The following is a 13,685-nucleotide window of genomic DNA, read 5'->3' as shown; positions in this document are numbered from 1 at the left end:
TTGTACTCAAATGAATCAACTTTTTATGGATTCTTAAAACCCATCTGCTTACTCTTTAATTCTTTTAATCAATGTACAGTAATCCACATGTTTGGTATGCGAAAAATGTCAACAAGTTATACTATAATATTTTAACTACCCATAAATCACACTTTGAGGTAACTAACGAGATCCCCAACCGCCTTGACGCGAATAAATAACGCGTTCCCCGGCAGATAGGCGAGCGGAATATCTTCGACCGAAACAATGGACACGGTGCTTTCATCTGCTCCTGCTCTCATTGCTTCTTTAGCAGCAAGTCTTTTAGCGTCTTCGATCGCTTCTTCTCGTCTCATCCGGTCCAAACTATAAATTCTTTCTATTTCTCCACTCACATGGCCAAGAGCTGCGCCAATCGCATTCGCTGCATCATAATGATCAGGGCAAATAACATTCGATATTCCTTTTAATGAATCAGTTACAATAATACTTCCACCACCTGATAAAATAAGTGGGATATCTTTAGAGCTTGTTTTCATCTGATCAATCGCTTCTTCCAGCATCTCTGTCATTTTGGCAAATACTTGCTTACAGAAGCCCATTGACAGAAAATCGACTTGTTCCTGATGACCTTCAAATGCACGTCCTAAACGAGTGACAATATCTGAGGTAGTAAGTTCTTCACCGCCAAAAAGAATCGCTTTTTTCGTTATTTCATAGCCAACACTATCCGGTCCAATTGTAAAACTACCGTTTGTTTTACAAATACGTGTACCTCCGCCTAAAGCAATGGCTAAAATATCAGGCATCCGAAAATTTGTGTTTACTCCACCAATATTAACGGATAAAGACGACTGCCTCGGAAACCCGTTTGATAAAACACCAATATCACTTGTCGTTCCACCAACATCAAGTACCATCGCATCTCGCAAACCTGATAAATGAGCCGATCCTCGAATCGAGTTAGTTGGGCCGCATCCCATCGTTAAAATAGGATAACGAAGAGCATAAGACTCATTCATGAGCGTTCCATCGTTTTGACTGAAGAACATTTCTGCTTCAATATCGAGTTCTTTTAGAGCCTTAGCGAATCCAATCACAATCATTTTGCCAGTTGTCATTAATGCCGCATTTAAAATGGTCGCATTTTCGCGTTCTAATAAACCAATGCTGCCAATTTCATGCGAAAGCGAAACAGGAATATCACCAAGCTCTTCTTTTGCCCATTTTGCAACGACTTGTTCTTGTTCTTTATTGACTGGGGAAAATACACCCGATATCGCAATGCTTTCCACAGTTTCCTTTATTTCTCTGCAAAATTGAACGACTTCTTCTTTTTTTAATTCGCTGATTAACCTTCCGTCAAACTCGTACCCGCCTGAAATAATCGTGGATGCAACTTCGACTTTTTCTCTCAGTTCCTTTGGCCAGTCGGTGAATGGCGGGATAGAAGTCGTTGCCGGCCTCCCAATCCGTATGACACCTACTTTATTTAGACGCTTCCGCTCAACAACCGCATTCGTACAATGCGTTGTTCCGAGCATGGCATATCCAATATCACTACGCTCTATTCTGCTTTCTTTTACCACTTTTGCGATGGCTTCAAAGATCCCACTTTCTACATCTTTTGTAGTTGGTACTTTAACCGTATGAATGACTTGTAAATACTCGTCTAGTAAAGCTGCATCTGTATTAGTTCCTCCAACATCTACTCCTAAACGATACATTATCTTCTCTCCTTCCGTAGAACTTCTACTGGTTTATAATCAAAATCGTACCCAAAATAACGAGGTCCTGCTGTTTCAATTCCTTTTAGAGTTCTCCATTTATCATGGCAAGGAAATGCAACGACTACAACACGTGCACCATATTTCATACGTTCTGTCGTAATTGGAAAACCGGTTTCTACATCTAATACAGCAATTAAATCTGGTGTAGAACATAATAGATGCTCGCCTTCTTTCGCTACTAAATACTCGTTTTGAAAATAGATAGTAAATGTTTTCCCTTGCTCATTACGACTACCATCCAACTTTGCACTACCTATTGTAAAGCCTCCACTAAGCCTCCGTTCAATGTCCGCAATTTTCCCTTCAAACAAACGATATCCATTTAATTCCTCTAACATTTTATTGATTCTTACATGTTCTTTCATTTGATTATCTAACAAAAATTCACCAATTCGTTCAACCAAAGAAAGTGTATCAGGGATAACAGATGTCTTGACATCCTTTCCAAACAGACTATACTCGCAAACAGATGAGCTTCCTCCCATTTCAATCGTGAGAGCACGTGATAATCGTTCTGTCCACATTCCATCTTGTGGATACAAAACGACTGTGTTTCCTTTATCATCTGCCATTGTAACAGGTGATGGGTCAAAACCTTCCAAATAGAAGGTCACCATTTGAGCTTCTGGAAACGCACGTCCCATCGCATCCGCATCTAACATTGGTAAACCTTTTTTAGCAGCTGCGATAATTGGAAATAAAGAGTTGATTCCCCCTACTTCAATTGGCATTACCACATCGATTTTTCTTTCCAGCACTTTTTCTAACGTTTCAAATGGTGCTGTCATTTCATGTTCTGACGGTATTTTTTCAATTACGACAGTTGGAGCACCCATCCCAGATACAGTTACTACCAATTGATCGTCCTCTAATTCATCTAATGAAATTAATTTCACAGGTCCATATTTTCGAATAGCTTCTTTCGCCATCAATTTCCCAATATAGGGATCTCCGCCGCCACCTGTTCCTAAAACGGCTGCACCTAATGCGATTTTTTCAATTGTCTGTTCATCTATATATCTCATTCTCCAAACTCCTCTCTCTTTCCAGTATTGATATTCACTTGTTGAAATGAATCCTTGTGTTTCAATAGTTTTCCTAACACTGCTTGTACAATGAACCCGGTTAAAAAGCCATCAAGGGAAGAAATACTAGTAAGCGAAAATAAAGATAATCCTAACGGCTGTGCGGATGTCAAATATGTAATAAGCATTCCTACTATCCATGAAATGATCGATCGAGTTACAACTGGTTGCGCTTTCATTTTTTGGTCATAACGCTTGAACTCTTTTTTAACTAAAAAGAATTCAGCTACATAAATGCCGCCAATCGGTGCAATCACGATCGCCAAAATATCTAAAAATGAAATAAATTGTTCGTAAATACCCAGGACAGCTAGCATCGTTGAAATGATACCTAAAATAATCGTTAACAATTCTTTACGAACTTTCATAAAAATCAACGAAAAACCTAGCGAAGAAGAATATAAATTCGTTGTATTCGACGTCCATTGTGCAAGTGTTAATACGAGTACTCCCGGAATTGCTAGGCCAAGCGTGATAAAAATTTTCATTATATTATTTGTCCCCATTGCCTCCAACATTAAAATGGCAAGGACAATCATAATGCTATTCCCTATGAAAATACCGAAAAAGGTGGCAATGATAGCATCCTTCCTGCTTTTTGACCAGCGGGTAATATCAGGTTGCGTCGTTGCGCCTACAATAAAAATACTGATGACAAGCGAAATTGCACTACCAAATGTAAATTCTCCAGCTTTCGGAACACTCGCAGGCAATGAGTGGCTTTTCAGTGTTAAAAATAAGGCAAGTAGCATTAATCCTAATATTAGCGGTACAGACCATACACTTAATTTCTCAATAGCCCGGTACCCAAAAATAGCCGTAGTCATCATCAGTAAACCACCAATTACAGAAAGGACCTTAACATTAATGGATAGGTGAAAGGCATCTTGTAAAACCGTGTGTGCGTTAGTGGCAAAAAAACCAACTTGGACCCCAAACCACCCAAGTAAGGATGTTCCAAGGATCAGAGAAAACACTTTAGCACCATATTTACCAAATACATACTTTGTGATCATTGATGTAGATAGATTGGTGTAAGAACCGACAATTCCACAAGTCGTGCATAAAATGGCAAGAAGAAGCGATCCGATAAAAACTGATAAGATCGCTTGATTTAACTGCATTCCATTTGCTAATTCCGCTCCTAAAATTACCGAAGATAAATCCACGCCAATAGCGCACGATACGAAAAACATCGAAAACCAAGACCTTCGTAATTCCTTTGGTACGGCCTCCCTTGCAAAATCTGAAATAACCTTTTCCTCTTTCATAGAGCAGCCCCCTTTTCATAGTATCAAATTGTTTTTGCCAAAGACTTTTTACTTTCGTCAGAGTTTACTGCTTATTCTTAATCGTTATAAATTCCGTTCCAATAAATGCTCCAAGTTTGCTCCACCCGTCTTTTAAATTTCTCTTCCTGAGAATGATAGAGTAACTCCAAAAAGATCCCGTCCATTAAACATAGAAAGGAGGCAATTAAATCATCAATAGGTTGATTTTTTAACACTCCCTGTCTAATTCCCTCTGAAAAGATACCTTTAAGCATCTGACTAAGCATATCTTCTATCTCACTAAACGTTTTTCTTACTTCATCATTCAAAGTCGGAGGAAGGAAAAAGGTAAATTTCATATAGGCTGCCGTTTTTTCAGGTTCACTTAAGTGATAATCACATATCGCTTTTAATATTTGATAGAGCTTTTCTTTGACCGTTCCATTTGATAGGTTGTCAATTGAACTTTTAATGTGACGGTGATTATCTTGCAACAGATCTTTGTATACTGCTATAAATAGATCTTCTTTACTTTTATAAAAGGCATAAATGGACGGGGTCTTAATCCCAACCTCTTTAGCGATGCTAGAAAGGGTCGTGCGCTCATACCCCTTCTCAACTAAATGCCTGTAAGCAACTTCTTTAATTTTATTTTTCGTCATCAACATTCCACCTAACTAATTTAGTTAGGTATAATATAACAAGATTTCTGATAATATGCAATATACTAATTAAAATAAATATTCCTCGCATTTAGAAGTTCTTCCTTGCCACCGGCCTTGAATTTTTTTGCTGCAATTGAGGTATCGCCAACATTTCGCAGACTTTATACATTAAGACTGAATCGCTTGATACATAAGAATCTGTATATAAGTACAAAAAACTTTCGTTTATGGTTAAAAAAAGAATATGAAGTTTGGCTATATGCGTGTTTCTACATAAGAACAAAATTTAGATTGTCAAAAGTTCAACTTGAAGAATTTGGATGCAATCGCATTAAAAGTAACTTGAACAAAACGGAACCGACGGGAGTTGGATCGTATGTTAGAGTTTCTTCGTCCGTAAGATACGGTAGTTTAACAGATCTAACTCCATTGCCACGTTCTACAAAAGATCTGATTGAGATCACGGAAACTAATTTCTCAAAAAGGAGCACACTTGAAAAGCCTAAAGGAATCATGACGGGATACAACCACAGCACATGGAAAAATGTTGTTTACCAATTTCGCTGGAATTGCTCAATTTGAAAGAGATTTAACCTCTGAACGTACAAAGGAAGGGGTTCAGGCTGCAAGGAAACGAGGGAAACATCCTGGAAGACCGAAAACTGATGAGTAAAAGGTTAATTATACCTTGTACCTTTTGGAACAAAGGATGAATCGTACGGATGCTGCAGATAAAGCTGGTATCTCTAGAATAACTCTGTATCGTAAGATACAAAACAATAAAGAGACTAACTGTAACCAATGGGGCAAGCGGTGCTTAAACTATGTCCACTTTGCCCCTGGTTACAGCAACGCTGGTACTGGGTCTGATTGAGAATGGTCGAGTCGCTCGTTGTAAATACACGAATAACACCAATCATATGGAAACCTCCATAAAAATGGAATAGAGAGAGTATTCGTTTTCAAAAATTTTTTTAGAAACTGACCCTCAATCCTTCCATAGCATATTGGCCAAATGTTCGGGTCATCTTTTGGTTATCGGAACAAACATAGAATTTATCCCTTTCAAATAGAAAATAAGCGAACCATTCGAATGGCAGATCGCATTCGCGATAGTAAATTCGGACATATTTACCGCTCCTTCTCGCGTTTATTATATCACGAACATGCGTTTCGCATTAATATAAAAGCGAAGTTTCCTTACTTAACCATACCGAATTTGACACGGTTACATAAATTATATTGGGAAAAGTGTATTGTAAGTGGCCAAAATGTTCGGATCCCTAAAATAGCGTCAGTATTGGCGCTTTTTTAATTTAATAAAAAACGCCACTGGTTAGGGTGACGCTAATCTATAATCGACACGTATTGACAATCCGCTGACACTATCGGTCAATCAATCCGAATGACAATGCGGTGACATAACGTTTGACACTGCGATTACATATCGTAAAGTTTTCTAAACTGTAGGTCGGAGGTTCGAATCCTCTTCGGGACGTACAAAAACCTGAAAACGCTGATTTAACGCTATTTAACCGTTGTTTTATGATGGTTGAGATGTAGCGGAGAATCAGCGTTTTTTTGTTGTTTTTTTCGCCACACTGTAGGACACCAAATTTTGTAATTATAGGACACATCTACCAAAATAGAGGGCATAATTACTTATGTGACGTACATTTGTTGCACAAAGAGGACAAAAAAAATCAAACGAGGGTCCGACAGATTCGTCATGACAGACATACACCGGATGACCGATATACACTCCATGACGCTGTCGAAATCTTTATTAAAGCAAAGGAGGCAGAGAGATTACGGAACAGTACCATCAAAGGTTATTATGATACAGTTCGATATTTCCGGGATTGGTTAAATCCAGATATTGAATACATTGATGAAATCAAAAGTTCAATTTTACGGGATTATATTAACTATCTAAAAAATGACCGTTTACCTTATCAGGGGTCACGTCACCAAAAGTGAAAAACTGTACGTTTAGACACAATTTAGACACATTTTAGCCGATTCCCTGTACGTTAAGGTTAAGGAACCGGCTTTTGTTCATTCTCTTACTTTTTGACCCGTAGTGGTCTTAATTGATTAACAGTTCCATCCTGTTTTAGGTTCCACACATAATCTCCCGTTAGCGTAATATGCTCCCAGCCCAACGGGGATATGTGCTGCAAGTATGCCTCTGGAATCTCCATACCTTTTGAACGTAACATTTCGATTGCTCGTTCAATGTATACCGTGTTCCAAGATACAATAGCTGAAACAATAAGTTGAAGGCCACTTGCTCGATGTAACTGATCTTCATACGAGCGGTCTCGTACCTCGCCTAACTGATTAAAAAATACAGCACGGGCCAACGCATGTTTCGCTTCTCCTTTGTTTAGTCCTATTTGTACTCGTCTCCGGTGTTCAGGACTTTGGATCCATTTCAGTGTGTATAGGCTCCTTTCAATACGTCCCATTTCACGTAAAGCCACTGATAGTCCATTTTGACGAGGGTAAGAAGCAAGCTTCTTTAATATAAGAGAAGCTGTGACAGTTCCGATCCGGACAGAACTTGTTAATCGTAATAAATCGTCCCAATGTTCCTTGATCTTTTTAACTTGGATGGTTCCACCAATCATAAAATTTAACGGTGTTTGTAAGGATCGATTAAATGTATAAAGATTGTTATTCTTCACTGTTTTAATTCGAGGGGAAAACCGAAATCCTAGCATATGACACATGGCAAAAACATGATCTACAAAGCCCGCTGCATCTGTATAATGCTCCTCAATCTGTAAATCTGTTTCATGATAAAGCAAACCGTCAATAATATGTGGTGCTTCTTCAGAGGAACTAATAACTTGGACATAAAAAGGATCATATTGATCTGAGATATGACTATAAAAACTCACACCTGGATCTCGACCGTACTTTGCATTCACCTGTGCTAGTGGACTTGAGGTGCCTCCAGCTCGAAAGTATTGACCGTCAGAAGAGGAGGTGGATCCATCTCCCCAGTAAGAAGAATACGGCTGCTTGTTATGGAAATTTGCAATGGCCCCAAGTGCTTTGTTATAGCTATCATCCCGGATATACCAATCAGATATCCAAGCCAATTGCGCATACGAGATATTGGGGCAAGCATCCGCCATTTTGGTAAGACCTAGGTTAATTCCATCCGCCATAATGGCCGCAAATAACACAGACTTCTCTTTTGGTTGTGCTCCTGTATGAAGATGAACAAAATATTTACTAAATTCCGTCCAACGATCCACCTCTATCAGTAATTCCGTTAGTTTTATACGTGGCAATACATCATAAATCAGTCTTGTTATATCCTTAACTTCATCCGGAACCACCTTTGCTAAGGATTTCACCTGAATTTTATTTGCATATACCGTAGCATCCCGTAACTGTTGTGTTTCCACGAGATAGCTTACCTGCTTGATTTGCTCTTCCATCTGTTCCATTCGCTCTTGTAGATACTGATCTACTTTGGTTGGAATGGTCAAAGGAATTCCATCTGTTTGTTTCACCGCATTCCATTTGGACGGAGGTAAGAGATACTCTTCGAAGTCTTTGTATTGTTTACTACCTGTCACCCACATATCGCCAGACCGAAGATGATTACATAACTCTGATAGTACACTGAACTCATAATAATGACGGTCAATGCCATCTTCTTTAAATACATGTTTAGTCCATTTTTGCTTGATAAAACTTGTGGGAGCTATTTCAGGGATTTTCCGTTTCTTTGAACGATTCGCTTCCCGTAATAGTTCAATAGCTTGAAAGAGAGATTGACTCGCATGAGATGCCTTAAAAGTATAAGTTCTCAGTAACCGTGGTGCGAATTTACGCAATTGCCCATAATGATTATCCAAAAGATCTAGAAAATCAAACTCTACTGGTCGTGATAATGTTTCCGCCTGTTCCACGGTTTGGATAAATTGCTCCCACGGAATAATAGATTGTAAGGATTCAAATGGATCCAAATTCGCTTCTTTTGCTTCAATTAACGCTTTTCCTACTTTTGCATACAGCCGCACTTTTTCATTAATAGCCTTACCATCTTTCTGAAAATTTTCCTTATGTACTTTCTCTCCACGATTAAAGATTCTTCCAATTAGTTTCTCACCCATATGTAGCCCCTGGTCTGTCAAAAATGCATAAATGTGAATGAGGAATGCCATTAAGGTGGCATGTCGTTTTAAGGTATGAAACCTGGAGAGATGCTGAGCAGAATAACGTGAGCCTTCACGTGCCATTTGCAACAATCGATTCTGATGTATTTCCCGTCCGTTGTCTAATGGTAGAGCTAGCTTTTGAATATACTCCAATCGATCCATCAGTTCATGAAAGTTTTTAATAGAAACAACGCCAGGCGGCTGGCGAAGCCAGGATAAGTCAGATTGTTTCCCTGATTGACTCACAAGCAGTAATTTATCCAATTGCCACTCTTGATGAGGGGAAAGACCTTGCACCAGTTGTTTGAATGTCCGTCTTTGTGCCCGTTCACGAACCGACCATGCTAAATGTTCCACTGCATATATAGCAGGCAAAATAATCTTTCGCTTGCGCATTTCCATAATAAGGGCCTTCACTAGTAAATAACCTTTATCAGTTCCCATTGCAGTCGGAAGAAGCCATTGTGCTAATTCTCTGTATTCTCGAATTGTGAAAGTGCGAAAATGAAACTCTTTTCGAATTTTACTAAGATGTTCCCGTCGTGTTACATCACGCCCTTGTGCATAGTTATATATAGCAGAAGGCACAATCCCAAGCTGATTGGCGATAATACGCACGAGATACTCTGGAATTTTCTCTCCAGGTGTTAAAGAGCGACCTGGGAAACTTAAATAAGCAATTTGAATAGCAAAGCCCAATCGATTTGCAGCACCACGCTGTTTGTAGATAATATTTAATTCTTCATCGGAAAGCGTATAGTACCTGATCGCATCGCGATCACTTACATACTCTGGAACATCATAAAACTCTTTTCGTTGTGCTTCTGTAAGAAGTTCTTGTCTCGCCATATGTATGGTCCCCTTATGTATGTAATTAAGTTTTACATATAATGGTTTACATCAGAAAGTTAGGAGGTTATTGACATGTCGAAAGGAGGGCGAAAGCCTGGAGCAAAAGAGCCAATTCGTTCACTTGAAAAGATTGATGAAATGAAGGAATGGTTATTACGTCATTCGTCATACCGTAATTATTTTCTTTTCTATTTCGGAATTTCCTGGAACTTACTTTTTCGCTGCGTAAATCCAGCTTGTCTCGCCAATCTCCTCGGAATTAGACCCGAAGAGATTAAAGCTAATATAATTATTGAATTCAATGGGCATTTTTCCGATCAATTAACTTTGCCGACGGCGGCTACATGAAGGAACTCTTTCTGGAAGAGCAGAAGGGACGGTTGGAATTCGTCTTCTTTCCCCCCATTGCCCCAAGTTTAACGTAGTAGAAGGTCTTTAGTTAAAACTTCTGTTTCATTATTTGAATCTCCATCCCCCATGAAGTTGTTATATAGAAAAATCCAAGAGGGCTCAGCTCTCTAACTTTAACATCAGACTGTTCTGCAAAATATTTCAAAGCCTCTTCTAAATTGGTAACTGTAATAGCTAGATGAGCTACACCGATATCACTGGGTTTTAGGTGAACATTCTGTTGATCTGGCGTCGACCATTGAACCAGTTCGATCTTTCTACCGCCGTATTGCAAAAATGCCGCCCCTTCTACAACTGAATTATCGTGAACCCCAAAGTACCTTTTTAAACTATCGTCTTCAAACTGCATCCGTCTTGGCCGGAACAAGACTTCAAAACCCAAAATGTTAGTGAAGAATTCAACAGCTACTTCGATATTGGGTACTACAAATCCTGAATGCTCTATTGTGCCTTGAAAAATTGTGTTTTTCATATCGCGAAACCCCTTTGATTTTTTATTTGGAAATAAACGATTCATTATAAAGTGGTATTTAATGTAGTCATATAACACAGGCACCGATTAGGTTCAATACAAGTGTTTTGGAACTAAAAATTAGTTAGTTTAAAATGTACCGAAAATCGATAGTTTTTAGTTCCGAAACTTATTCCCCATAAACAAAGTTCCATCAAAACAAATCTAAAACCTTTTTGAAAAGTCTTTAGCGGACTCAAAAACAGTCCATTACCTTCTTAAAATCTGCATAGGATAAAAAATTCCAAAATGATGTTGGCACTACTTCAAGATTTAGAACAACAATACCGGAGCCTTGAAATACTATATTATTCTTTTGAGATTTCTGTATCTTTTTTTGAATATTCATTAAAATTCACATGTTCCATCTGAACAATAATCATCGAGCGACGGCTCTAATTTATGCTCTTCAACCTTAGCATTCGCGTACTCTTCTTTCCAAACCCGTTGTAATATTTCTAAAAATACTTGGCTAGGTTGTGCTCCTGAGATGGCATATTTGTCATTCACTACGAAAAAGGGCACGCCCTGAATCCCAATTTTTGATCCCTCGGCTCTATCAGCTGCAATATTCTCGCTATATTTATCATTTGCTAAAACATCCAAAGCTTCGTTGCCATCAAGACCTATCTCACTTGTAAGTTGAGCAAGTGTTGCATGGTCACCGATATCTAGTGAATCCGTGAGATGAGCTTTCATAATACGCTCCATAAACTCCTGTATCTTCCCTTTCTCTTTTGCATAATAAGAAAGACGAAGTGCATCATATGAATTCGTAGGAATCATTGTATCAAATTGATAATCTAACCCAACCTCTTTTGCTTTCTGTTTCAATTGATTGTTTCTTGCTTTTGCTTTTTCATATGGGATACCATGCTTGGAAGATGCTACTTGATGGATATCCATTCCTGTATTTTTTTTCGCATATGGATCTAATTGAAAATTACGAAATAAGACTTCTACCTCTTCTTTATGTTTAAACTGTTCTAACCCTATTTCAAATTGACGTTTGCCAATATAACAAAACGGGCAAACAAAATCAGACCAAATTTCTACTTTCATCATATGTTCCCCCTTTATTATTTTGATGAATGTGTTTTATCTATTCCCTATTACGCTTGACAGTTTTAATTGTATAACGTAATTTGATATTACTTAGCAAGAATAGTTTTTAAATTTTTGTCCTCTTGATTCTATAGAAAAATCCCCTCCAATATTAAGTACAATTTAACGTTCTTTTTGTACTAGTCTACTGTGAGGGGATTATGTTAATAAAAATCTTTTTAACTAATCCCACCAATGCTCTTTTTTAAAAAGTTCGTGCTACCGCTTTTGCCTTTTCAATTGCTGCAGCAACAATTTCTTCTTCTTTAGTTGGATCATAGTCAATACCTTCAACAAAAATCGTTGGAACCACTTCAATCCCAACAAACTTTAGCGCACCTTTCACGTAAGAATCGGAATGCTCCATTCCAATTGCCTGCGAATAAAACCCTCCCATTCCATGAATATGGATTGCTTTTTTCCCTTTCATCAATCCTTCTGGACCTTCTGGTGTATATTTAAACGTTTTTCCAGCACTCATGATTGTATCAAAATAGGCTTTTAATAACGGTTGGATTCCTAAATTCCACATTGAAGACTGAATGATGTATTTATCTACTTCCATAAATTGCTTTGTGAATGCATTAACTGCTTCTACTTTCTGTGCTTCAACATCTGTTAGCGCTTCCCCACTTCTTAACTTCTTTTGTCCAGTTAAAAAATCAGCATCAATTAATGGCACATTTGCATAATAGACATCCACCTCAATTATTTCATCCGTTGGATTTACTTCCTTATATTCATTGATAAATGCTCTTGCAACTTGCGTACTTCTTGATTGCTCCTCACTTTGAGGTGTTCCTTTAACAAATAATACTTTTGACATGATAATTGTCTCCTTTATGATTTTGATGAATGTTTTTTATTCCCAAACATTTTTTGAATACTCATTAAAAGAATTTACACGTTTCATCTGAACAATATTTTCGGTATGATTCTAAATGATCTCTACAATTTTTGCTGAATCAACACCCTCAAACAAAAACATGTGTTATTTAAACAACGCGCGTTGTATAATTGATGATAAGATGAAAAAGAACTATTAACAACCATCAAAATGGCTAATATGTTGTTTACACAACATCTCTATTAACATTGTCGCTTTTAAACACCATTATGTACCTAAAAAGGAGAAGAACAGATTGATTATGCCAAAACAAGATCCGAGAATACTTCGTACAAGACAATTGATTGTAGACTCTTTTCTTTCGTTAGCTAGTGAAAAAGATTTCAACAATATAACGGTACGTGATATCACAGAAAAGGCTACTATTAACCGCGCTACATTTTATGCGCACTTTGACGATAAATTTGATTTATTACATTCTACAATCACCAATACTTTTATAGACAAATTGAAAAAAAGACTAAATGATCACGAGGGATTCAATGAAAAAGTCATTGCAAATATTTTTCTAGCCATGTGTGATCACCATAAAGAGTTAAGCGACCTATGTCCTAAAGGTTATAACTCTTTAGGAACTATTATAGAAAGTAAAATTAAAGAAGAGTTACAGAAGCTAATAGCTGATCTTATGCTAAAAGGAACTAAAAATACCATTGAATTAGAGGATAAACAATTGGTAACAACCCTATCTACTATGCTAAGTTGGAGTATATACGGAGCTGCATACACATGGAATAAGGATGGAAGACCTATTTCACCAGAAGAGCTAGTGACTAAGACCCTGCCTATATTTAAAAATGGCATGAGTAAGTATTTCCTTTAATGAAACTCATGTTAAATTTCAAATCTTTTTCGTCATTTTAAAGTAGCCTTTACTATTAAATTACGCAACAAAAACGAACGTTTCTGTTACGCTGGTTCGTACCAAT

General features: G+C 37.7%; 12 protein-coding genes and 1 pseudogene. 5 read left to right on the top strand and 8 right to left on the bottom strand.

What is annotated here, in order from left to right; translation table 11 throughout:
- Nucleotides 1-146 precede the first annotated feature (146 nt).
- The 4 genes from E2K98_RS24430 to E2K98_RS24415 all read right to left on the bottom strand — a co-directional run bounded on the left by E2K98_RS24430 (nucleotide 147) and on the right by E2K98_RS24415 (nucleotide 4,787).
- The gene (locus E2K98_RS24430) at nucleotides 147-1,706 is read right to left on the bottom strand and encodes a hydantoinase/oxoprolinase family protein (RefSeq protein WP_208025417.1); all 1,560 of its coding nucleotides are present in this window, start codon (nucleotides 1,704-1,706) and stop codon (nucleotides 147-149) included.
- Complete coding sequence (locus E2K98_RS24425) at nucleotides 1,706-2,794, bottom strand: DUF917 domain-containing protein (RefSeq protein ID WP_133338816.1); 1,089 nt, start codon at nucleotides 2,792-2,794, stop codon at nucleotides 1,706-1,708. The genes E2K98_RS24430 and E2K98_RS24425 overlap by 1 nt, the downstream gene beginning before the upstream one ends.
- Nucleotides 2,791-4,125, bottom strand: coding sequence for a cytosine permease (locus E2K98_RS24420; RefSeq protein ID WP_133338814.1), 1,335 nt, complete (start codon nucleotides 4,123-4,125; stop codon nucleotides 2,791-2,793). Before E2K98_RS24420 ends, E2K98_RS24425 begins: the two co-directional genes overlap by 4 nt.
- A 77-nt stretch (nucleotides 4,126-4,202) precedes the next feature.
- Nucleotides 4,203-4,787: a TetR/AcrR family transcriptional regulator gene (locus E2K98_RS24415; RefSeq protein WP_165976370.1), complete on the bottom strand. Its 585-nt coding sequence runs from the start codon at nucleotides 4,785-4,787 to the stop codon at nucleotides 4,203-4,205.
- A gap of 535 nt (nucleotides 4,788-5,322) precedes the next feature.
- Between E2K98_RS24415 and E2K98_RS32425 the strand changes: the two are divergent.
- The 3 genes and pseudogenes from E2K98_RS32425 to E2K98_RS24405 all read left to right on the top strand — a co-directional run.
- Nucleotides 5,323-5,463, top strand: a pseudogene (locus E2K98_RS32425) (recombinase family protein); the annotation flags it as partial.
- 36 nt (nucleotides 5,464-5,499) lie between these two features.
- Nucleotides 5,500-5,664: a hypothetical protein gene (locus E2K98_RS32420; protein WP_372512720.1), complete on the top strand. Its 165-nt coding sequence runs from the start codon at nucleotides 5,500-5,502 to the stop codon at nucleotides 5,662-5,664.
- An 803-nt stretch (nucleotides 5,665-6,467) separates the two neighbouring features.
- Nucleotides 6,468-6,770, top strand: coding sequence for a phage integrase N-terminal SAM-like domain-containing protein (locus E2K98_RS24405; RefSeq protein ID WP_165976369.1), 303 nt, complete (start codon nucleotides 6,468-6,470; stop codon nucleotides 6,768-6,770).
- Between the two features lie 86 nt (nucleotides 6,771-6,856).
- Here the strand turns inward: E2K98_RS24405 and E2K98_RS24400 are convergent, their stop codons facing one another.
- Entirely contained in the window at nucleotides 6,857-9,820 is a 2,964-nt protein-coding gene (locus tag E2K98_RS24400; RefSeq protein ID WP_133338808.1) for a Tn3 family transposase, read from the bottom strand.
- A 75-nt stretch (nucleotides 9,821-9,895) separates the two neighbouring features.
- Here E2K98_RS24400 and E2K98_RS32415 point away from each other — a divergent pair, with 75 nt between their 5' ends.
- Nucleotides 9,896-10,171 carry a hypothetical protein gene (locus tag E2K98_RS32415; protein ID WP_407921228.1) on the top strand — a complete coding sequence of 92 codons (276 nt, stop codon included), beginning with the start codon at nucleotides 9,896-9,898 and terminating at the stop codon, nucleotides 10,169-10,171.
- A gap of 91 nt (nucleotides 10,172-10,262) precedes the next feature.
- On the opposite strand, the gene E2K98_RS24390 is transcribed toward E2K98_RS32415, so the two are convergent.
- The 3 genes from E2K98_RS24390 to E2K98_RS24380 form a co-directional block, all read right to left on the bottom strand.
- Nucleotides 10,263-10,706 (bottom strand): VOC family protein, encoded by a 444-nt coding sequence (locus E2K98_RS24390; RefSeq protein ID WP_133338806.1) that lies wholly within the window; start codon nucleotides 10,704-10,706, stop codon nucleotides 10,263-10,265.
- A 387-nt stretch (nucleotides 10,707-11,093) separates the two neighbouring features.
- Nucleotides 11,094-11,807 carry a DsbA family oxidoreductase gene (locus E2K98_RS24385; protein WP_133338804.1) on the bottom strand — a complete coding sequence of 238 codons (714 nt, stop codon included), beginning with the start codon at nucleotides 11,805-11,807 and terminating at the stop codon, nucleotides 11,094-11,096.
- Nucleotides 11,808-12,054: 247 nt separating this feature from the next.
- On the bottom strand, nucleotides 12,055-12,675 hold the full coding sequence (locus tag E2K98_RS24380) for an FMN-dependent NADH-azoreductase (RefSeq protein WP_133338802.1): 621 nt from the start codon (nucleotides 12,673-12,675) through the stop codon (nucleotides 12,055-12,057).
- A gap of 322 nt (nucleotides 12,676-12,997) precedes the next feature.
- Here E2K98_RS24380 and E2K98_RS24375 point away from each other — a divergent pair, with 322 nt between their 5' ends.
- Nucleotides 12,998-13,579 (top strand): TetR/AcrR family transcriptional regulator, encoded by a 582-nt coding sequence (locus tag E2K98_RS24375; protein ID WP_133338884.1) that lies wholly within the window; start codon nucleotides 12,998-13,000, stop codon nucleotides 13,577-13,579.
- Nucleotides 13,580-13,685: the final 106 nt, after the last annotated feature.

Source organism: Bacillus salipaludis (genome assembly GCF_004358205.1).
This window is presented reverse-complemented; position numbering and strand designations above follow the sequence as displayed.

What these genes read in the sequence shown, in the direction of transcription:
- E2K98_RS24430 (WP_208025417.1), bottom strand. Translation starts at nt 1,706, where the DNA reads ATGTATCGTTTAGGAGTAGATGTTGGAGGAACTAATACAGATGCAGCT.
- E2K98_RS24425 (WP_133338816.1), bottom strand. Translation starts at nt 2,794, where the DNA reads ATGAGATATATAGATGAACAGACAATTGAAAAAATCGCATTAGGTGCA.
- E2K98_RS24420 (WP_133338814.1), bottom strand. Translation starts at nt 4,125, where the DNA reads ATGAAAGAGGAAAAGGTTATTTCAGATTTTGCAAGGGAGGCCGTACCA.
- E2K98_RS24415 (WP_165976370.1), bottom strand. Translation starts at nt 4,787, where the DNA reads ATGACGAAAAATAAAATTAAAGAAGTTGCTTACAGGCATTTAGTTGAG.
- E2K98_RS32420 (WP_372512720.1), top strand. Translation starts at nt 5,500, where the DNA reads ATGAATCGTACGGATGCTGCAGATAAAGCTGGTATCTCTAGAATAACT.
- E2K98_RS24400 (WP_133338808.1), bottom strand. Translation starts at nt 9,820, where the DNA reads ATGGCGAGACAAGAACTTCTTACAGAAGCACAACGAAAAGAGTTTTAT.
- E2K98_RS32415 (WP_407921228.1), top strand. Translation starts at nt 9,896, where the DNA reads ATGTCGAAAGGAGGGCGAAAGCCTGGAGCAAAAGAGCCAATTCGTTCA.
- E2K98_RS24390 (WP_133338806.1), bottom strand. Translation starts at nt 10,706, where the DNA reads ATGAAAAACACAATTTTTCAAGGCACAATAGAGCATTCAGGATTTGTA.
- E2K98_RS24385 (WP_133338804.1), bottom strand. Translation starts at nt 11,807, where the DNA reads ATGAAAGTAGAAATTTGGTCTGATTTTGTTTGCCCGTTTTGTTATATT.
- E2K98_RS24380 (WP_133338802.1), bottom strand. Translation starts at nt 12,675, where the DNA reads ATGTCAAAAGTATTATTTGTTAAAGGAACACCTCAAAGTGAGGAGCAA.
- E2K98_RS24375 (WP_133338884.1), top strand. Translation starts at nt 12,998, where the DNA reads ATGCCAAAACAAGATCCGAGAATACTTCGTACAAGACAATTGATTGTA.